Annotated in this window: 23 protein-coding genes; 12 read left to right on the top strand and 11 right to left on the bottom strand. The window is 45.1% G+C overall.

Translation table 11 applies throughout. The features are described 5' to 3' along the window. Positions 1 to 56 precede the first annotated feature (56 nt). The 4 genes from SPEA_RS19610 to SPEA_RS19595 form a co-directional block, all read right to left on the bottom strand. Complete coding sequence (locus SPEA_RS19610; RefSeq protein WP_012156925.1) at positions 57 to 749, bottom strand: TorF family putative porin; 693 nt, start codon at positions 747 to 749, stop codon at positions 57 to 59. 247 nt (positions 750 to 996) lie between these two features. After that, entirely contained in the window at positions 997 to 1,269 is a 273-nt protein-coding gene (hbs, locus tag SPEA_RS19605; RefSeq protein ID WP_012156924.1) for a non-specific DNA-binding protein Hbs, read from the bottom strand. Between the two features lie 136 nt (positions 1,270 to 1,405). After that, positions 1,406 to 2,203 (bottom strand): response regulator, encoded by a 798-nt coding sequence (locus tag SPEA_RS19600; protein ID WP_012156923.1) that lies wholly within the window; start codon positions 2,201 to 2,203, stop codon positions 1,406 to 1,408. Positions 2,204 to 2,298: 95 nt separating this feature from the next. After that, positions 2,299 to 2,694: a hypothetical protein gene (locus SPEA_RS19595; RefSeq protein ID WP_012156922.1), complete on the bottom strand. Its 396-nt coding sequence runs from the start codon at positions 2,692 to 2,694 to the stop codon at positions 2,299 to 2,301. A gap of 166 nt (positions 2,695 to 2,860) precedes the next feature. Here SPEA_RS19595 and SPEA_RS19590 point away from each other — a divergent pair, with 166 nt between their 5' ends. Continuing rightward, complete coding sequence (locus tag SPEA_RS19590; protein WP_012156921.1) at positions 2,861 to 3,370, top strand: DUF4240 domain-containing protein; 510 nt, start codon at positions 2,861 to 2,863, stop codon at positions 3,368 to 3,370. 113 nt (positions 3,371 to 3,483) lie between these two features. Here SPEA_RS19590 and SPEA_RS19585 read toward each other — a convergent pair whose 3' ends face one another. Together SPEA_RS19585 and SPEA_RS19580 are read right to left on the bottom strand one after the other, a co-directional pair. Then, positions 3,484 to 3,792, bottom strand: a complete 309-nt coding sequence (locus tag SPEA_RS19585) for a hypothetical protein (RefSeq protein WP_012156920.1) — start codon at positions 3,790 to 3,792, stop codon at positions 3,484 to 3,486. A gap of 300 nt (positions 3,793 to 4,092) precedes the next feature. Then, on the bottom strand, positions 4,093 to 4,398 hold the full coding sequence (locus tag SPEA_RS19580; RefSeq protein ID WP_012156919.1) for a hypothetical protein: 306 nt from the start codon (positions 4,396 to 4,398) through the stop codon (positions 4,093 to 4,095). A 279-nt stretch (positions 4,399 to 4,677) separates the two neighbouring features. Here SPEA_RS19580 and SPEA_RS19575 point away from each other — a divergent pair, with 279 nt between their 5' ends. Further along, complete coding sequence (locus SPEA_RS19575; RefSeq protein ID WP_012156918.1) at positions 4,678 to 5,202, top strand: DUF3016 domain-containing protein; 525 nt, start codon at positions 4,678 to 4,680, stop codon at positions 5,200 to 5,202. Between the two features lie 63 nt (positions 5,203 to 5,265). Here SPEA_RS19575 and SPEA_RS19570 read toward each other — a convergent pair whose 3' ends face one another. After that, positions 5,266 to 7,008: a bifunctional diguanylate cyclase/phosphodiesterase gene (locus SPEA_RS19570; RefSeq protein ID WP_012156917.1), complete on the bottom strand. Its 1,743-nt coding sequence runs from the start codon at positions 7,006 to 7,008 to the stop codon at positions 5,266 to 5,268. 104 nt (positions 7,009 to 7,112) lie between these two features. Further along, entirely contained in the window at positions 7,113 to 7,424 is a 312-nt protein-coding gene (locus SPEA_RS19565; RefSeq protein WP_012156916.1) for a hypothetical protein, read from the bottom strand. Positions 7,425 to 7,469: 45 nt separating this feature from the next. Between SPEA_RS19565 and SPEA_RS19560 the strand changes: the two genes are divergently transcribed. The 3 genes from SPEA_RS19560 to SPEA_RS19550 all read left to right on the top strand — a co-directional run bounded on the left by SPEA_RS19560 (position 7,470) and on the right by SPEA_RS19550 (position 11,544). Next, a complete protein-coding gene (locus SPEA_RS19560) occupies positions 7,470 to 8,354 on the top strand; it encodes a TraB/GumN family protein (RefSeq protein ID WP_012156915.1) in 885 nt (294 codons plus the stop codon). A 104-nt stretch (positions 8,355 to 8,458) separates the two neighbouring features. After that, positions 8,459 to 9,325 (top strand): MaoC family dehydratase, encoded by an 867-nt coding sequence (locus SPEA_RS19555; protein ID WP_012156914.1) that lies wholly within the window; start codon positions 8,459 to 8,461, stop codon positions 9,323 to 9,325. A gap of 506 nt (positions 9,326 to 9,831) precedes the next feature. Next, positions 9,832 to 11,544: a formate--tetrahydrofolate ligase gene (locus SPEA_RS19550; RefSeq protein ID WP_012156913.1), complete on the top strand. Its 1,713-nt coding sequence runs from the start codon at positions 9,832 to 9,834 to the stop codon at positions 11,542 to 11,544. A 78-nt stretch (positions 11,545 to 11,622) separates the two neighbouring features. Here SPEA_RS19550 and SPEA_RS19545 read toward each other — a convergent pair whose 3' ends face one another. Next, positions 11,623 to 13,239: a mechanosensitive ion channel family protein gene (locus tag SPEA_RS19545; protein ID WP_012156912.1), complete on the bottom strand. Its 1,617-nt coding sequence runs from the start codon at positions 13,237 to 13,239 to the stop codon at positions 11,623 to 11,625. 294 nt (positions 13,240 to 13,533) lie between these two features. On the opposite strand from SPEA_RS19545, the gene SPEA_RS19540 reads away from it, so the two are divergent. Continuing rightward, on the top strand, positions 13,534 to 13,752 hold the full coding sequence (locus SPEA_RS19540; protein WP_223296534.1) for a hypothetical protein: 219 nt from the start codon (positions 13,534 to 13,536) through the stop codon (positions 13,750 to 13,752). A gap of 80 nt (positions 13,753 to 13,832) precedes the next feature. On the opposite strand, the gene SPEA_RS23460 is transcribed toward SPEA_RS19540, so the two are convergent. Beyond that, positions 13,833 to 13,958: a hypothetical protein gene (locus SPEA_RS23460; protein ID WP_259650767.1), complete on the bottom strand. Its 126-nt coding sequence runs from the start codon at positions 13,956 to 13,958 to the stop codon at positions 13,833 to 13,835. A 230-nt stretch (positions 13,959 to 14,188) separates the two neighbouring features. Here SPEA_RS23460 and SPEA_RS22895 point away from each other — a divergent pair, with 230 nt between their 5' ends. From SPEA_RS22895 to rraB, 6 genes are all read left to right on the top strand, one after another. After that, entirely contained in the window at positions 14,189 to 14,470 is a 282-nt protein-coding gene (locus SPEA_RS22895) for a hypothetical protein (protein ID WP_012156910.1), read from the top strand. A 76-nt stretch (positions 14,471 to 14,546) separates the two neighbouring features. Next, positions 14,547 to 15,734 carry a membrane protein gene (locus tag SPEA_RS19535; RefSeq protein WP_012156909.1) on the top strand — a complete coding sequence of 396 codons (1,188 nt, stop codon included), beginning with the start codon at positions 14,547 to 14,549 and terminating at the stop codon, positions 15,732 to 15,734. Then, a complete protein-coding gene (locus tag SPEA_RS19530) occupies positions 15,718 to 16,641 on the top strand; it encodes a metal ABC transporter solute-binding protein, Zn/Mn family (RefSeq protein ID WP_012156908.1) in 924 nt (307 codons plus the stop codon). Before SPEA_RS19535 ends, SPEA_RS19530 begins: the two co-directional genes overlap by 17 nt. 110 nt (positions 16,642 to 16,751) lie before the next feature. Continuing rightward, positions 16,752 to 17,543 (top strand): metal ABC transporter permease, encoded by a 792-nt coding sequence (locus SPEA_RS19525; RefSeq protein WP_012156907.1) that lies wholly within the window; start codon positions 16,752 to 16,754, stop codon positions 17,541 to 17,543. A gap of 252 nt (positions 17,544 to 17,795) precedes the next feature. Further along, the gene (locus tag SPEA_RS19520) at positions 17,796 to 18,524 is read left to right on the top strand and encodes a 1-acylglycerol-3-phosphate O-acyltransferase (protein WP_012156906.1); all 729 of its coding nucleotides are present in this window, start codon (positions 17,796 to 17,798) and stop codon (positions 18,522 to 18,524) included. A 29-nt stretch (positions 18,525 to 18,553) separates the two neighbouring features. Next, positions 18,554 to 18,967, top strand: coding sequence for a ribonuclease E inhibitor RraB (gene rraB / locus SPEA_RS19515; protein ID WP_012156905.1), 414 nt, complete (start codon positions 18,554 to 18,556; stop codon positions 18,965 to 18,967). Between the two features lie 101 nt (positions 18,968 to 19,068). Here the strand turns inward: rraB and SPEA_RS19510 are convergent, their stop codons facing one another. Beyond that, positions 19,069 to 20,031: a GGDEF domain-containing protein gene (locus tag SPEA_RS19510; protein ID WP_012156904.1), complete on the bottom strand. Its 963-nt coding sequence runs from the start codon at positions 20,029 to 20,031 to the stop codon at positions 19,069 to 19,071. Position 20,032 lies beyond the last annotated feature (1 nt).

Below are 20,032 nucleotides of genomic sequence, written 5' to 3'. Positions count from 1 at the left end.
GGCGACTCTGGCTATTTACCCTAAATAATAGAGTAAATAGCCTTTTGAACAGTGAGTTATAGCTCAAAACTGTAGTTATATCCGAGCAAAACTTTGGCATCATCATTTTTAAGATCTGTATCACTGACAGCAAAAGATATGCTGCCAAAATCCGTGTCTTTACTCAGCACTAACGAGTAATCGGCATAGCTGTCAGTGTCGTACCAAGCCGTGACCACATCGCCGCTTGAGTAACCATAATGGGCTGCAATAGATAGAGTGTCAGAGATAGGATATGTGAGGGTTGTCTGCAGATAGCCCATATCAGTATTATCTAGAGGCTCAGTTACCACTTCACTACCAGCGTTCACTAGATGGGAGTAACTGACTGTTATCCATTTCCAGGTGATCGCTGCACTAACTTCACCTAGGTCTATGTTATCGCCTGCATCTGGATAGGCGTAATAGAGGTAGCCGATGTCATACTTGAACTCTTCGCCAATGCTGCCCGCAAAGCCGGTATAGAAATCTATCTCGTAACTTGTGTTATCGCCAAAGTCGATATTAGAAGCCCAAGTGCCTACATAGAAGCCTGAGTCATGGCTATAGTCGATACCTCCCTGAACGGCTACAGCATCGTTGGTTTGGGTGATACCACGCCATAGATAGTTAGAGCTCGCACCAATATTGGCCTCAACGCTGGCTTGGACTGATGTCCCGACTAGCGATGTAATAAGGATTACTGTGCTATTGATGAGTAACTTGTTCATTCTATTCCCCTTTACAGAAACATTATTGTTTTTTGATTCGTATTAGGATTAGCAAACTCTAAGCCAAAATATAATGTCAATTAAAACAGTTTGTTAGTCATGTTTGGTTTTAGAGGGAGAGCGAGAATGATTCATACTAGGGCAACAAGCACTGTGATAGGGCAGAGCGATATGGGTAATTTTATAAGTTACAGATATAAAAAAACCTCCGAAGGGAGGTTTAGTTATTAACTGCGGAAACAGTGATTTAGTTAACGCTATCTTTAAGCGTCTTACCTGCTTTGAACTTAGGTACGGTAGCCGCAGGGATCTGGATTTCTTTACCAGTCTGTGGGTTACGACCTGTACGCGCTGCGCGCTGCGTAGTTTCGAAAGAGCCAAAACCAACGATAGAGATTTTATCTCCATTCTTCATTGCTTCTGCAACAGTTTCTTCAAAAGATTTTAAGGCGCGAGCGGCTTCAGCTTTAGTCAGTTCTGCAGATTCAGCCATTTTTGCAACAAGTTCAGTCTTATTCATTTGAATAGTCTCTTCTTTCCGTAGATTTATTTGTTAGTAGCGTTATGTAACATGCCACAAGCCTTTGCATTTTAAAAGCGCTTTAAGCCTATGAAATAGGCCTTAAAGTCAAAAATAGGGGCGATTTCTCAGTTTTTTACTCTTCTAACAGCTGATAGAGGATCTGTTTCACGGTATTTGGCTCAAAAGGTTTGTCACACAGCGCGTTAACTCCGGCCTGAGATACGTTATTTAAGTGGGTCTCATTAGCTTCCGATGACACCATCAAGATAGGAATATGGGATTGCTGGCTGTCGTTGCGAATAAACTGAGTCAGTGCCAGACCATCGACACTTGGCATGTTGTAGTCGGTGATCACTAAGTCGAACATCTGCTGTTGCATCAGTTCAATGGCTTGTTGGCCATCCTCAGCCTCGGTGATGAGTCTTAAGCCGAGATTGGTAATGGTGCGCTTAATGATGTTACGTGCCATCTTGCTATCATCGACTACCAGAACACGTAAGTCTTGCACATCAAAGTGGGTCAAATCTAATTCGTCATGGCTGAGAAGATCGATAGTGGCATTTAATGCCTTGCCCAAATGTTCTGCGGTAAAAGGTTTAGGTAGTATGGCGACCACACCAGATTGGCGATAGCTTTCAAGCTGCTCGCGGCGACACTCGCTAGAGACCAGCATAAATTGAATATCGCTAAAATGCTGCGATGACTTGATCTGTTGCAGCAACTCCAATGCGGTACCATCTTCATAATGCATGGCACTGGCAACAAGATCGGGCTGATGACGATTAATGACCTTAAGAGCCTCGGTAAGGTTATTGGCGGTTTGGATCTGTTTAACCCCCTCCTGTTCGAGGCGCTGACAGATAATTTTTCTTTGGGTGTCTGATGGCTCGACCAACAAGATTGATAGTTCGCTTGGCTGTAAATGGCGCATAAATTAAGGTACCGGTTTAATTGTTATTTCTATTTTGGTTTTTTGGCGCTGATGAGTCGGTGCTAGCGTAAATGCAAACGATTACCCATTATTACTTATTCGGTGACTTCTTTTTGCTGTAAGTAGTGACGAGTCTTGGGGCTAAATGCCACCCAGAACTGAAATGTCATAGCAATAAGTGCTGCAACCACAATGGCGCCGATAGGGATATTCTGACCGTTAACGATTACTTTGACGTCTTCAGGGGTGATTTGATAAGCGATAACGGCGGCTGTCGCTAATGCGAGGAGAGCAACAGTTTGAATCGTCAGATAGATCTTTAGCACCACTCCGGCCCAAAATTGGCGCATAAACAGGCCATAAAGCACAGGAAATACCCCTAGGGTTAATAGATCGAAAGCTTGAGTGGTAAAGGTGCGCCAGAGGGCAGCAATTGCGAGTAGCGTGTAAAGGAACATCAAAATCGCTAATAGTGGATGTGGTTTTGTCATTGGGTACCGAGAGCCGCCGTATTTTTTATATACTTGTTGCGCTGAGTTTAAAAAAAACGGCGGGTCGCGTCTATACAACAACCTGTTGAACCGTGAGATTGTTTAGCTAAGGCGGTGGGGAATGCGCTAGAATAGCCAGTATTACACCGTACTATTAGAGAATCCGATGACAGAATCTGAGTTTTGGGCGTTAGTGACCCGAACATCACCACAGCAAGATCAAACAGAGCTTGCCGAGGCACTCAAACAGAAATTGAGTCCCTTGAGTAATGAAGACCTGCGAGATTTTGACAAGATATTTGGTCAGCAGATGCGTCGTTCTTATTCTTGGGCAGTTTGGGGCGCAGCTTATATTATTACAGGTTGTGATTCTGAATATGCTTTTGCCGAGTTTCGTTGTTTCTTAATCTCCTTGGGCGAGGAGTGGTACAACAGAGTGGTTGAGTCGCCAGATGAGCTGGGGAATTTACCGCAATGGCCTGAGAAAGACGGTTCTGCCTATCCTTTCGTCGATGAATACGACTTGATTGCGGGTCAACTTTATGAAGATCGCGCCGATGATGAGCTACCTTATGTGCCATCGGGGCAGGCAAATCCAGCGGGGAAAAAGTTCTCTCATAAGAAGAAGCAGCTAAAGGCGGCTTACCCACAATTAAGTGCGGCATTTCCGTTCTAAGTTGAGCCGTTAGCGGTGAGATAAATAGTTAAATAGCAAAACGAGGCCATTTGGCCTCGTTTTTTATTAGATGTGAATCCCGAATTTAATTGGGAAGCAGTTATTAGTTAGCGTTATTCGTGGCAGACACTAGACTCACTATCGAATTCTAGTCCGTGAGTGGCACAAGTGAGCTCCATAAATTCTTGCTCAGAATCTTGCATTTGCTCATCAAATTCAGCCTGCATTTTTGACTCTAGTTCATGGTCTGACTCGGCTTGATGGTCGGCCAGAATTTCGTAGTGCTCTGTAATGGCGGCTTTCTCTTTAGCGGTAAATTCATTGGCGTTAGCCTGTCCGATAAAGCTAAATGACACTAGTAGCGCGGCGATAAATGCCATACGGCCTGAAAAAGGGATTTTGCTAATATTCGAGTAGTTCATATTTGACTCCAAATAATAAATGGGTAACCCGCTTCAGAAATCCTTACTCTTAGCTGCATCAATGTAGGCAGGCTTAAGAGCTTTCCTCGGTGGTACGCTTTAACTTGATACGAATGTTAGCGGATGTAACATGTACTCAAGCTGAACGAAAAACGAACAGCTTGTTGGTGGGGATTTACAGACGGCTTTGGTTCAAACAGAGGGCAGGGCTACAAGGTTGCTTTAACGCTAAGTAAAGTAGGCGTTAAAGTGGAGTGACATGCATTAGCCGTTATTTACTCGCTGTTACTCATTAGCCCGTTATTCATTCGTCATGGTTTCGCAATGAAAGCCTTGGCGCATGGAATCGAAGCCACAGTTTAAGCCGCATTCCCAAGGGGCACCGTCAAGCTTGTTAGACTCCTGCTCGGCATAGGCTTTACAGCTTGGGTAGTTGTCAAAATCGTCTTTCTTATCATATCGGCCAGAGTTGTAACCGTTTTTATAGATAAAAGCCGACCAGCTTTCAGGCTGTGAAGTGGTTTCTGAGTGGTTGATACTGAAGATGGCAGCGGCTAGTCCACTAAATAAGACGATGACAAAGATGATAGGCGTTAATTTTTGCATGACGCGGTTTCCGATGATTGATTACCATTTTAGCTTAACGGCTAAGCCGGTAGGTACAATACCAATCAGTATAAATATTTGGTCGCCATTCTGGATCTTTTTTGGCGGCGCGGTTGAATGTCGATGCAATTTGATGCAACTAGTTTGTTTATAATATGGTCTACTAATATGACTGTATTAACTAGATTGGCTAACTTATCAAGTTAAGCTGCGATTCAGCTTCTGTAATATATAGTTAAGTTGTTAATGATTCGCTTATGTTCAACCGTGGAGGCACAAATGAATGTTAAACATATACTGGTAGCGGGCATACTGGCATCTAGCTCAGCTTGGGCGGCAGATGAAGCGGTTGAAAACCCAATTACTGAAGATGGTATGGTAAAAGTTGAGTGGCAAGACCCGGATAGTTTTCGTGATATCCGCTCAAGTGGCGATATTCAATCACGCTTCGAGCAGCGCACCTTCGAGCAGATGACCAAGAGTTTAAATAAAGAGGCGAGCAAGATTCTTAAGCCTGATCAGAAGCTTGAGATGGTGGTGACCGACTTGGATCTGGCTGGCGATGTGAGACCGACATTCGGCGCAACGACTAATGATTTACGAGTGGTCAAAGACATTTATCCGCCGCGCATTACCTTTAGCTATAAAATTCTGCAAGGTGACCAGGTGGTTATGGCTGGTGATGAGAAGCTGACTGATATGAATTTTATGTATTCAATTAATAAGATGAATAACAAGCCATATCGATATGAAAATGAGCTGCTGTCATCTTGGCTTAAAAAAACTGTTAAGCCCAATCTGTAGCTAAGGTTGGCTCTCCATGAGTCAGTGAGTTAAGTTCTATTAGCGCATTAAGCCTATTGTGGTTTATGCGCTAATAGCTGTCTCTAGTGAAAATAGGCTAAATGCATTTTTTGCTTGTTTGGCCTGTTTTTTTGCCTGTGCACTATAGAGTGATAGTTGATGTTCATTACAGTGGATGGTGATTGAGGGCGGGAGTATCCCCACGCTGAGCGAGATAAGGTCGTGGTAGCACTGCAGGCCATTTCTATCTTCAGCTAACATCTTCTGATCTTGCCAATGTTGCTTAGAATAAAATGATGACTTCGTTGCGTCGAAATCATCAATAATTTTCATTGCTTGGGGCTCAATATTGGCACAAGTACTGATTATGACAAAATCATCTCCCCCCACATGGCCGATAAAGTTATTACTGGTTTGCAGACATAAGAGTAGGCGAGCAACCTCCATAATCACTTCATCGCCGCGGCAGAATCCGTAGATATCGTTATAGGGTTTAAAGTGAGATAGGTCAAAGTAAGCCAAATAGAAAGGCTTTTTTTGTTGGCGTAATCTCAGTAGCTCTTCTTGAATAGGAATATTACCAGGCAGCCCTGTTAGCGGATTTGCGTGTCTCGCGATAGCAATTTTTTGAACGGTTATTTTAGCTAAAAGATCTTTGGTGTGTCCGATCCCCAGTAACTTTCCTTGTTTAAGAATAATAAATTGCTGCACCACAAGATCGGTAGACTCCTTGGTTAGGCGCTGGCTAACTTGAGATATCGGCATTTCTGCGTCAATTCGAATGAGCTCAGTGGTTAATACTTCTTCTACGCTTCTGTTTTCATATAGTGCTCGACCATATGGGGTGCTAAACAGCTCTATAACCTGACTTCTTAACACCAATCCAATCACCAGATCCTGTCGCATTACCACTATGGCTTGAAGCTTGGGTTGCTGATTAAATGTCTCGCCAATCTGCTTGAGTTTACGATCAAATTGGCTGGTTGTGGCTCGACTGCAAAGGCTTTCTGCCGATTCGGCAAATCGTACCTTTTGTGCTGTCGGTTCTAAAGTGGGTTCAAATGGAATACAGCGATTGGGAGAGTCGCTTGGGCGGCCGAGTAGAAAGCCTTGGCAGTAGACAATTCCCAACTGTTTTAATACGGCTAATTCTGCCTGAGTCTCAATGCCTTCGGCTATCACCTTGCAGCTGAGGTTTTGACAGAGATTGATGATAGAGCGAACAAACTCTTGCTTCACTGACGAGCTATCTATCGACTCGATAAAGTGACGATCAATCTTCACATAATCTGGTGCTAATTCTGACCAGAGCCTTAAACCGGAATATCCGGCTCCCAAGTCATCGATCGCCGTGAGAAATCCTTGGCTACGGTAGTGGTTGAGACAGGACTTGAGTAGATCGATATCGTCGGCAGGATATTGCTCCGATAGCTCAATAACGACCTGAGATGGATGTAACCCGAGCTCTTGTACTAGGCTGAGGGTGAGCCCTTTAGCATGATTAGGCTCTAACAGCGCTTTAGGTGAAATATTTAGGAATAGCTTGCCTGGCAGCTGGATGTTTTTAAACTGTTGAATGGAGATCCGTCGACAGAGGGTCTCAAGCTCAGATAGACGTCCCTCGTAAGCTGCCGTTTTAAATAATGGTACAGGTGAAAATAGTGGACTATGCTCAGGTCCGCGGCTTAATGCTTCAAAACCATGAACTTGGTGGGTAGAGATATTACATATAGGTTGAAAGACCGCTTTGATTTTTTCTTTATCGATGATCTTTGAGAGTTCTAGTTGCAGATCGATTGCGGACATCCTTTCCTACCCGGTATTGTGTTAGGTAGCAAAGTGTATGACACAGGTATGACAGTTAGATGACAGATATCAATCCGTTGATAACGGATTGATATTGACTAGAGTTACTTTGAGTTGGATTGAAAAGCCTGCATGGTTTGCAGCAATAAACCAAGCTTCGGGATGTAGCTTTCAAGGCCTTTAGCCATTGACTCTGGCTCCTGAATAAAGCCTTCCATTTCGGCAGCGAGTTCATGCACATAAGGTGTAAAACGGTTGCTTTTGGTGGTAAAACCTTCAGATGCACTGAAGATGGTATCAAATTTTACGTGGCCCGCTTTTTTTAGCTCATCCAGTCTCGCGTCAGCATCGATGGCTTGGCGATAGGCGGTTTGCAAACTGGCTTTAAGTTGCTCGATAACCTGTGTGTGTGGCATAACAGCCTCTCAATTAGACATTTTGCTGAATTATAAGGGGCAAGGATGATCGCAACAAGTGTCGTTAGGCGTTTATTCACATCAGTAGGGCTAGCCATGCTGTTTGTGTCATTAGCAACTAAAGCTGATCCAGGTGATAAACCGCCGTTTTATCAAATATCATATCAAGGGCAGATAGCTTATCTATTGGGCTCAATCCATATTGGCGAGGCTAACTTTTTCCCTTTAGCTGATCAGATAGAACAGGCTTATCAAAACTCTGCGGCGTTAGTGGTTGAGGCCGATATTAGAGATGCCAATGTGCCAGCGTTATTAGCAAAATATGGCTCAAAGCAGCTGCCTATGGATGCTGAAACGCAGTCGATACTTTCCCAGTATTGCCAAGATAAGTTAAGCTTCTGCGCTGCAATTCAAAGCTATGCGCCCTGGCTACAGTCGATGCAGGTCAGCATAGGTCGCTATGCCGCGTTAGGGTATAGCGGGAACTATGGGGTTGACGCCGTACTCGTAGAAAAGGCGGGAACCAAGCCTATATACCAACTGGAAAGTGCCGAGTTTCAATTTGAACTCTTGTCATCATTCGATGCAGACACTCAATGGAGCATGGTGCGCGAGGCGATAGAGGCCCCAGATGCCGATATGCTTAAGCTAATTTCAGCCTGGCGCAGCGGTGATGAAACCGAGTTAGCCGATTTGATGGAAGGGGAAATGCTCCGCGAAGGCGAAACAGAAATGGTTGAAAAAATGCTATGGGGACGCAACCAAACCATGGCGCAAGGCATCGTTAAACTGATGCAGTCAGCGGATACCGCCCAGCCCCTGTTTGTTGTCGTGGGCGCGGGGCACTTAGTTGGCCAAAAGAGTGTTCAATCTTATTTACTACCTTTGGGGGTAGAGGCTAAAAACTGTTGGAAACAGCAGTGTTTATAAGATGAAAATTCTTCACACAGGGCGCAATTATCGAGTTTGGCAGTTTTGAGGTATAATGCGCCGCCTATTTTGGTTTTCCTGTCATTTTGAAAGGTTTTATCGGTTTGAATAAAGAATACTGTATCGATTTAAAGGCGTTGCCGTCGCTATTCACTCTTTATCGCAAGATATTTTTTGGACGCAAGCCCGGTTGGGATGAGCAGCCGCTGCCGATGATCAAAGTGACCAGCGAAAACGTGGCTTTGTCACAGGACAAGGTTGCTCAGTACGCCAAGGTTTGTGGATTTGAGTTTGATGGTAAGACATTGCCACCGACATACCTGTATGTGATGGCGTTTAGGCTGCATGCGGTTATTTTTACCCACGACGCTATTACCTTCCCGCTGCTAGGTATGATCCACCTTAAAAATAGTATCACCTTGCACCGTAGTGCTCGCGTTGATGAAAAATATAATATTCAATGCGCGCTGACCAGTAGCCGTATTACAGATTCAGGTCTCGAGTTTGACTTGGTTTCTAAGGCCTATGTTAGCGACGAGCTAGTGTGGGAGTCTGTGTCGACTTATCTATACCGTATCGAAGGTAAGGCTAAGCGCGTTCGCCCACCTAAGGCTAACGATATGGCGTGGCAAGAGCCTGTCAGCTGGAGTCTAGCCGAAGATTTAGGTCGTCGTTACGCTAAGGCATCGGGTGACTATAATCTTATCCACCTTCATCCTGTGATGTCGAAGCGCTTTGGCTTCGATCGCATTTTAGCGCATGGTATGTGGTCCAAAGGTCGCTGTATCGCCCAGCTTATGCCTAGTATCGGCGATCGCCCTTGCCAAATTGATGTAACATTTAAACTACCACTATTTATGCCCAGTAGCGTCAGTTTTGCGGCCGAGCAGCTTGAGGGGAAAACCGTATTTGAGCTCAGAGACCAAAAAGGGCGTCGTCCACATCTTAGTGGCGAAATCACTTTCTTATAAGTCTCAATCTCTACGATAAAAGGGCGCTTTAAGCGCCTTTTTTTATACCAATCAGTATAAAGATTTGGTCGCTCAGCGAGAGTTTAGCGGCACTGAGACAAGGCAACGAGTGCAGAGCATAGTTAAACTAGGTTTAAGCTCCCTCTTTGTTTATTAAGAGTCGCAGTATCAGAGCCGCTAAAACTCGCCATTCTGGAACGTTTTTGGCTGCCTACTTCTGCGTTAAACAACTTCACAAGGGAGCAACCATTCTTTCAGTTATTTGCCTTGAATTAATTTGCCAAAAAACGTTCTGAGTAGATCAACTTCTTATACTGATTGGTATTACATCATGAAAATAGCTCATCTAGCCAAGTTGAACGTAAAATCGGCAAAAAAATAACCAGTTTGTTGACGTAGATTACAAAAAGCTAAAATAACAATGCATTTGTGTTTTCTCGCTATCTGATATCACCTATATTGCAGCGGCAACTACCCTACATAAAAATAAAACGTGGAAAATCCGAATGCATTCAGATATTGAAATTTCGCGCCAACACACCTGTTTACCTATCACTGATATCGCTAATAATTTAGGCCTTGAGCCTGATGAACTCTCTCTTTGTGGTGCCAATAAGGCCAAGATTTCGCTGTCGGTCGCTAAACGACTCGCAGACAGAGAAAATGCCAAACTGGTGATTGTCACTGCGGTGACGCCAACGCCATTCGGCGAAGGAAAAACCGTAACAACTATCGGCTTAACCCAAGCCATGAACCTCAACGGCATTAAAGCCTGCGCCTGTATTCGTCAGCCTAGTATGGGGCCTGTATTTGGCACTAAGGGCGGCGCCGCGGGTGGCGGTTATGCGCAAGTCGTGCCGATGGAAGAGCTGAACCTACACTTGACCGGTGATATTCACGCGGTTAGCAGTGCCCATAATTTAGCGGCAGCCGCAATCGACGCACGTCTATTCCATGAAACACGTTTAGGCGCCGAAGCTTTTACTCAAGAATCAGGTTTAACTGCGCTTAATATCGATGCTGAAAATATCCTTTGGCGCCGAGTGGTTGACCATAACGAACGCAGCCTAAGACAGATTAAAGTCGGCTTTGGTGCGGTTAATGGCCCTGTACATGAGTCGGGTTTCGACATCACTGCAGCGTCTGAATTGATGGCGATTCTAGCGCTGAGCCAAGACTTAAAAGATCTTAGACAGCGTATTGGTCGCCTCGTATTGGCGCTCAATAATCAAGGTGAGCCGATCACAGCCGAAACGCTAGGCGTTGCAGGTGCGATGACGGTGATTATGGCCGATGCGATTGAGCCAACCTTGATGCAGACTCTGTCTGGTGATCCATGCTTTATTCATGCTGGCCCCTTTGCCAATATAGCGCATGGTAACTCTTCGATTATTGCCGATACCATCGCGGCTAAGCTTGCCGACGTTGTCGTGACAGAAGCGGGATTTGGCTCAGATATGGGCTTTGAAAAGTTCAGTAACATCAAGGTGAGAGAATCGGGCTACGCTCCGAGCGCATCTGTAGTGGTAGTGACACTGAAGGCTCTGAAAGCCAATAGTGGCATCGAATCTGACCAAGATATTAACCAGCCAGATACGCAGCGTCTAAAGGTCGGCTTTGCTAACCTTGAATGGCATATCAACAACGTCAGCCAATATGGCGTGCCAGTTGTGGTCGCAATTAACCGTTTCCCGACCGATACCGACGAGGAACTTGAGTGGCTGAAGCAGGCTATTGAGCAAACTAAGGCCTTCGGCAGTGAGATAAGCGAAGCCTTTGGTAAAGGCGCAGAAGGAGCGACTAAGCTTGCGGATATGGTTTACCGTGCGACGCAGACGCCATCTGACTTTAACTTGCTGTACGAGAGCAATACTAGCCTTGAGTCTAAGCTGATGACGCTTGCAGAGGTGGGTTATGGCGCATCGAGCGTCACTCTATCTGATAAAGCTAAGTCACAATTAAACTGGCTGGCTAAGCATAACTATGGCGAGCTACCTATCTGTGTCGCTAAGACGCCGATGTCGATAAGCCACGATCCAGATATTAAAGGGATCCCGACAGGTTTTGAACTGCCTATTACTGAGCTAAGGCTTAATGCTGGGGCAGGCTTTGTCACGGCGCTTGTGGGCAAAGTGATGACTATGCCAGGGCTGGGGATTAAGCCTGGCTATCTCAATGTCGATATCAACGATGATGGCGAGATTGTTGGATTAGCCTAAAAGTATTAGCTATCGAATCTAATAAAAAGCCCCGACAACCTTAGGTTGTCGGGGCTTTTTTCATTTTATCTTTAAGAGTTACTTCTCTATAGCCGTTTGATAGATATGCACATCGCGCTGTGGGAACGGAATGCTAATGCCTTCGGCGTCGAAGCGCATTTTAACCGTGCGAGTGATATCCCAGTATACATCCCAGTAATCTTCAGGCTTAGCCCAAGGACGAACAATAAAGTCCACCGAAGACTCACCTAAGGTATGTAGCTTGATCATAGGTTCTGGATCTTTAAGCACTAGAGGGTGCGCCATTACGATATCGTGAAGCACTTTTTCTGCGTGCTCGATATTATCGCCATAGCCAATACCAAAGGTCATATCCACACGACGCTGATGCTCAACGGTAATGTTATTGATGGTGTCGCCCCAGATCTTATTGTTTGGCACGATAAGTCTCTGGTTATCTAGTGTCTTAATCGTGGTCGATACTAAGCTCATATGACTGACACGACCGGTGACGCCGCCTGCGTTGATAAGATCACCGACGTCGAACGGACGGTAGATCAAGATCATCATGCCTGAAGCGAAATTAGACAGTGTATCTTGCAAAGCAAAACCAATAATTACACCGGCAATACCGAAACCGGCAAGCAGTGGCGCCAGTTCAAAGCCAAGTTGAGATAGGGCAATCAATAGACCGAGTGCGAAAACCGCTTTACCCGAGAGTGAGATAAAGAAGTCTTGCAGCAGCATGCTAAATTTAAGCTTAGAGTTGCTGACCGTCTTCTGCACCACACTTTTAACGACCTTGCCGACTAGGCTAGATAGGAACAGGATAAGGCAGAAGATAATTAGCTTAAATAGAATGCTGGCACCATTTTCCATCGCTTGATTCTTAGCGATAGTCATCCACTCAGACAATAAGCTGCTGGCAACATCTAAGTTCAAAACATCTTGGGTGATATCACCAGAAATGCTAAACAGAGTTTGCTTATAGAGAGCTGTATCTTGGTCCAAGCTATCGAGCAGCTCTATGGTAGTGGAAAGACTAGTAGAGCTCTGTTCTAAGCGCTCTTTTAGGTCTACCACAAGAGACTTCTGCTCGGCGCTAACATCGGTACCCGCAACTTGAACATCGGCTACAGCTTGAGTGAGGCGCTCTTGGTTGTAGTAGACGAAGCTATTGAGATCATCGGCACGAGTAATCAGGGTCGCGATAAAGGTTTTAGTTTGTGCGTCGGTATCGATTCCTGCCTTTTGGGCCCAGTTTAATAGGCTTTTTTCTGCAGTGAATAGCTTATCCTGCTCACGCTGGATCTGCATTAGGCCAACCATGACTTTATTGTCGCTACCGCTACCGACTTGACTCATCAGGCTGGCTTTCTGCTTTTCAAAGTAAGCTTCTACTTCATTAGTAAAGGCTAACTGCTTAACAATATAAGGCTTTAGGAAAGCGAAATCTGGATCGGTTTTTTCTACTTGCTCCTTCAAGGTGTCCTGAAGTAAAGCTGCATTGCGACCTATGCGATATTCCAGAAAACTCTTAATTTCGCCTTTAGTGCTTGGTAGTGCTTTGACATCATTATCAATAAGGCTTTGGATTTTATTTAAATTATTAGTTAATTCTGTATTCTCAGCCGCTGCTGTAAATGAGCATAAGCTTAGAATAAGCATTAAAATTTGGGGGAGCATTTTATGCATTTGCTGTGTCCGATAGTTCCCAAGATTAAGTAATAATATTACGGCATTGGAAAACTGTCGATTCGTTATTGAAATAGTGATAAACAAAATAACGAATACTGGACGAAATCTGCTAAACTTTTTCGCCCAATATTGGGTTCAAACGATCCGATCCATAGCTTAAGAGAGGCTGCTCTAGTGATATGCGCCCATTGTTCTAAATCATTTGCGATAGATAAAATTGATAACCAAAGAGGGAAAGGGCTAAGCACCGAGATCCAATGCCCATTTTGTCAGGCATGGTTAGGAAAAAGTGTGATTTTATCTTGGATTAAAATTATTAGCTTTTATACCGGCGCAGTGCTATTTGCGTGGAGCTATTTCGATACTGAGGTAAGAAATATTGGTATACCTGTAGCTATTTTTGCAATTTTACTGATGTTGGTGAGTCATATCATGGACAACCTGAAAGTAAGGCAAGCGCCAGAAGTTGAGATTGTTGATAACAGCGAGCATCTAAAAAAGTATCGTTAACCGTGGTTACCAGACATACACTCTGATGGTGTTAGGCCATCAGAGAGACGCTGTGTGGTTACTTTGCTGAGAGCAGGTATTTAGTCAATAACTTGAACTTGTGCTTCTAGTGCAGCTTCCACGTAGTAAATACCGCCGAGTATCGCAACAAAAAATAGCGTTGTCATGATGATAAACTTTAAGTTCTTACGAATTACTTCAAGCATGATATTTGCGCCTTAATAAAATATAAACTCTTGTTTAATATCACTATGGATATCATTTCACGCTAGCAATATTAGATGTTAGAGCTTAAGACAGTATTAAATGCTATTCAAGTTTAGGTGATCTGCTTCACAAACAGTTTGTAACCTTCGTTCACATCAAGGCTTGACTTCAATTTTCATCCACATAAACTTGTCGTGTTTTAACACAAAAGGTTAACACTGTGATTCGAATGAGTAGCGTAAAGCTGAAACTGGTAATGGGGCTTATTGCCGTATTCCTGTGTCTGTCATTTGCAGCGTCCGCTCATAGTCTGAGTCATTTGGACGATGGCGCTAAAAACCATTGTACTCTGTGTTATCACCAACACCAGGTCAATAACCTGCTGCCTAGCTGTGAGCTTCATATTGATGTTGAGCTTCAGGGAGTTGAAAGCCAAGAGTACATCCTTCCACAGTCTAACTCACGTCATGTGAGTTTCTTTAACAGCCGCGCCCCTCCCGCTTCAGCCTAGTTCTTCACTAACAACACTGATTAAGAATTTTCATAGTATTCCCACGGGGAAGACTTAGCTGTATTTCGGAGAAAAAATGACTATTTCAACTATGCGTCTTACAGGCGTAGCGGCAGCGTGCGCGCTGGTTTCAACTCAAGCACTAGCAAGCGATCCTAGCCTGACCAACCCAGCAATTAGTGCTGTGCTCGATGGCTATTACCAAAGTGGCGAACGCCCCATGTCAGAGCGAGTCGAAGGCTTTGGTCTGGGCCATACCGAATTGGCCATGAGTGCCAATATCGACGATATGTTCTACGGTAAATTGACGGCCGTGGTCGAGATGCATGACGGTGAAACTGAGCTTGGTTTAGAAGAAGCCTTCATTCAGACCTTAGCCATGCCAGGTGGCTTCTCAATTCGCGCCGGCCGCTTCTTGTCGGATATTGGTTACTTGAACAATCAGCACGTACATACAGATTCGTTCTCAGATAGACCTGCGGCTTACCGCGCATTTTTAGGCAGCCACTATTTCGATGATGGTGTGCGTTTGAGCTATGTAGCACCAACGGATCTGTATTGGACCATGGGTGTTGAGGCTTTTAAGGGTGACAACATGCGCGCCGCCGACGAGCACGGCGAGCGTGAGTATGAAAATTTGGGTGTGTATACCGCCTTTACTAAAATTGGTGGCGATGTCGGTGCTAACGGCTCTTGGCAAGCGGGTCTAAGTTACTTGCGTAACGAGAATGGTCGTATGACGGCCGATGAGCACGAGCATGTTGAAGTGCAAGATGACCACGATCATGACCATAGTCACAGCGCGCAGTACACGGGTGAAAATACCTATGTCGCTGACTTTGTTTATAAGTGGGCGCCTAATGGTAACTATAAATATCAGCATTTAACTCTAAGTGGAGAATACTTCCGTGTTACCGACTTTAAGCCGCTAGAGGAACATGATGCTCACGAGGAGCATGGCGATGAAGGCAAAGACTATCAAGAAGGCTGGTATTTAAGCAGCGTTTATCAGTTGTCGCCTCATTGGTCGGCGGGTCTACGTTACGGCCAAGCCGATACCCAAATGATGCATGGCGATCACTTCGATCCGCAGAAGCTAAAAGAGACTGAGGTGAGCCTAGCTTGGCATCACAGTCACTTCTCTACCGTGCGTTTGCAGTATACCAACCAACAAGGCACGAACTTTGATGGCTTCGAAGATGACAACATCATCACTCTACAATATGTCATGACTCTGGGGGCTCACGGTGCGCATCAATTCTAAGCGGTTTTTATCGAGAGGGGCAAAAGCCCTCACACTTGCATTCGCACTCGGTGTGACCAACAACGCGGTTGCAGGTTTAAATATTTTTGCTTGTGAGCCTGAATACGCTGCATTAGCGAAAGAGCTGGCACCGGACGCTAAGATCTATTCGGCCACTACGGCGATGCAAGATCCGCATCAGGTTCAGGCTCGCCCAAGTTTGATCGCTAAGATGCGTCAGGCAGATCTGGCTATCTGCGCTGGAGCAGATCTAGAGATCGGTTGGCTACCTATGCTGCAGATGAAGTCGGCAAACGCTAAGGTGCGATCGACGGATCAAGGCTTGTTCTTTGCGGCTGAACAGATCGACACACTGGATCAGCTTGCCTCTGTGGATCGCTCTATGGGTGATGTACACGCAAAAGGCAATCCGCATCTGCATTTCGATCCCAATCGTTTGCTGCTGGTGGCTGAAAGTTTAACCAACAAGCTTATTCAGCTCGATCCAGAATCGAAGCTAGATTACCAAGCGGCACTGATAAACTTTAGCGAGCGTTGGCAGGCAGCGATCCCTAAATGGGAGGCTAAGGCACAAGCTTTACAAGGCAGTAAAGTGATCGCCTATCACTCTAGCTTTAAATACTTATTTAATTGGCTAGGGCTAGAGCAGGTTGCGGATCTTGAGCCAAAGCCTGGGATCCCGCCGAGCAGTTCCCATCTAGCAAGCTTGTTAAACCGAGCTAAACAGGGCGATATATTGGCGATCGTCATCGCCTCATATCAGAGCGAGCGCGGCGCCGAGTGGTTAGCAGAGCGATCGGATCTTCCAGTGCTAGTATTGCCAATGTCGGTTGGAGGTAACGAGCAGAGCGTCGATCTGTTTACACTTTACGACAGCGCTATCGATCTATTGCTGAGTGCGCAATAGTAATCGTTAATTGCAATGCAGCCTAATCGGTCAAGATTAGGCATCAATAGGGCGGATCCCAATTAAGGGTTCCGCTTTAGATTTATCAATTATGATAAGAGTCATTACCTATGTTTGATCTCGATCTACTCTCTATCTTGCTGCCTGCTTTCGTAGCGGGGATCTTGGTGTTATCCACTCATGTTGTCTTAGGGCAACAGGTTTTAAAGCGAGGCATTATCTTTATCGATCTGGCGATTGCTCAGGTCGCCGCACTAGGTGCGATCGTCGGCCACTTAAATCACGACATAGAAGCCCTGCCATTTTCCAATGTGTGGATGCCTGCGCTATTTGCTATCGCGGGAGCTGCTTTCATCGCTTGGCTGTCTAAGCGGATGGCTGATGAATTGGAAGCGATAATCGGTTGTTTCTATGTGCTTGCAGCCGTGGCTGCCATGTTGCTGCTGTCTAACGACCCCCATGGCGCAGAGATGCTCAAGCAGCTGATGTCTGGCCAGATCTTATGGGTAAGCTGGGGTCAGTTAATTCTGCCAGCCTGTATCTACTCGGCGATATTACTAGCGCTGATTTATCGCCCCTCCTTACTCGAGGGCCGAGCTTTTTACCTGCTCTTCGCAGTGGTGATCACTCTGTCTGTCGAATTAGTCGGTGTATATCTGGTGTTTAGTAGCTTGATCTTGCCTGCGCTCGCGGTGAATCACTTCAGTGGACGTTTTAAGCTGGGCTGGGCCTATTTAGTCGGCTTAGTGGGGTATGTCGCGGGGTTAGTCTTGTCTGCGAGTCTAGATCTTCCAAGCGGCGCAGCCATAGTGGCAACCTTAGCGGTGACGGCAATACTATTTAGATTGATGCTGCATCTGAAAGCCAGATACTCGGCTTTGGAAAATGAATTGAGGAACTAGCAGTATACTGATTGGTATTATGGTCAGGTCAGACCTTATGGATAAAGGAACTAAGCTAAAATCTGCGGCTAAATCTGCGCGAAATTAAAGTTCACTTAAGCTATGTCAGCTAGAGTCGCGCAGTTTGAATCACCGTTAGTCTACCTTCAGGCTACACGTGTAAACTTATGTTCATTTGAATGAAGTCGTATTTATATTGAGTCGCACTTAGTTGGTGATATACTGGCGCCAATTAAATCGCGGGAGATTATAGTGCTGTTAATCCTTAGATGTTTGATCTTGTCTATCATGCTGCTATTAGCCTTTATTATCGGTGGCTTAGCTTGTATTTTACGTCCTCGTCATCGAGACAACGTACACATGTTCGCCAAAGTATTTTCTTGGGCCGCACCTGTATTGGGTATCAAAGTCATTGTACGTAACTCTCAACAGCAGGGCGATAAGCCGTGCATTTTCCTTGCGAACCATCAGAATAATTTCGATATGTTCACCCATACTGCTGTTGTGCCAAAAGGCACGGTAAGCTTAGGCAAGAAGAGCCTAGCCTGGATGCCATTATTTGGGCAGATCTACTGGTTGTCAGGCAATATCTTGATCGATCGTAAAAACCGCAGTAAGGCGTTTGACACTATGGCGGCGACGGCGAATAAGATTAAAGATAAGTGTTTGTCAGTGTGGATTTTCCCTGAAGGCACGCGCTCTCGTGGTAAAGGGTTATTGCCATTTAAAGCCGGCGCTTTCTATACCGCGATAGCGGCTGGTGTGCCTATGGTGCCTGTGCTGGCTTCTAATCAGAGCCATATCAAGCTAAACCGTTGGAACAATGGTGTGGTGATCATCGAAATGATGGATCCGATTGAAACGACGGGTATCGACAAGACGCAAGTGAAAGAACTTTCTAAGCGGATTCATACTTTGATGTCGGAAAAGTTGTCACAGTTGAACCAAGAAGCTTCTGCATTAATGACTAAAGCGGTATAATCGATCGCGAAATTTTTGAGGAGTCTTCGATGTCTATTGAACGTCAGTTAAACGAACAGAAACAAGAAAACCGTGAGATCGTTGAAGCGATTCTTGCCGATGGTTCATTACCGGATGCCGAGTACACAATCGAGCATCACTTTTCATCGACCAACTTCGATCGTTTAGAAAAAGCGGCTGTCGATGCATTCAAGCTAGGCTATGAAGTTAATGACGCCGAAGAGATGGAGCTAGAAGATGGCTCTGTGATCTACTGCTTCGATGCAGTTGCAAGTCATGAACTAGAGACTGATCTTCTAGATGAAGCTTGCGAGAAAATGATCACTTTAGCGGCTAAGCAGAAGATTGATTATGACGGTTGGGGCACTTATTTCATCGACGAAAATGGCGAAGAAGTCAGAGACGAAGATGAAGACGATTATGAAGATGAAGAACTGCACTAGTTTTCGCTCATAAGCTTACCAACAAAAATGCCCATCTAGATGATGGGCATTTTTGTTTCTAGCGTCTTCTATAGCCCATGAGTAATTTATATTGATTGGTATTACTCGTGAGCGATAGTGCAGTTGCGGCCAGCTTCTTTCGCCTGATAAAGGGCTTGGTCGGCTAATGACAGCCAAGTATCACTATCCATGATTTCAGGCTTGATTTCGCATATGCCTAAGCTCACAGTGATCTTAATGATGTGTTCTTCATAGCAGATCTCTAATTGTTCGAGTTTCTTTCGCAAACGTTCGGCAAAGAATCGTGCATTAGCCGCAGGGGTATTGGCTAGCACTACACCAAACTCTTCGCCGCCATAACGCCCTGCGCAATCGGTTTCACGCAGTGATTTTTTAATTAGGTGTGACACGTTTTGAAGGACTTTATCGCCTGCTTGATGACCGTAGGTGTCATTGATCGACTTGAAGTGATCGATATCGAGCATCACTAAGCTGGTGTCACTGCCATAGCGAGCATGGCGATCGAACTCCTTCTGTAAGCACTGTTCCCAATGACGGCGATTAAATAGCTGAGTCAGTCCATCTATCTGGCTTAAATGCTCAAAGCGTTCATTGGCCGACTTTAGCTGTAGTTTATTGATCGCAACGTCGGTGACGTCATAGACGATCATACTGATATGGGTCACTTCACCAGTGAGTGATGACAGCGGCAGCAGAGTGACGTTTTGATACATGAAGTCCGCTCTGCCAGTAATCGGCCGATAGTTCTTGAACTGGAACACAAAGGGTCTCTGTTCCCAGCTGATAAAGGCTCGGTTCTTTAATAGGTAAACCGACTCCATTTTCTGCTTCAGCCACGTAGCTGGCAGGTAATCAAACTGCTCAAACAGGTTTTTGCCTTTAATTGAATTAGGGGCTACGCCACTGTGGTTTTCCATAAAACCATTCCACAGCTGGATGTTGTAATCACGATCGAGCACGACTAAGCCTACCTCTATGGTTTGCACCATATCGATTAGCCAGTGGAGTTCGTTCATTGCAGTTAGATCTGTATTTGTATCCATC

Source organism: Shewanella pealeana ATCC 700345 (assembly GCF_000018285.1).
Lineage (GTDB): Bacteria > Pseudomonadota > Gammaproteobacteria > Enterobacterales > Shewanellaceae > Shewanella > Shewanella pealeana.
This window is presented reverse-complemented; position numbering and strand designations above follow the sequence as displayed.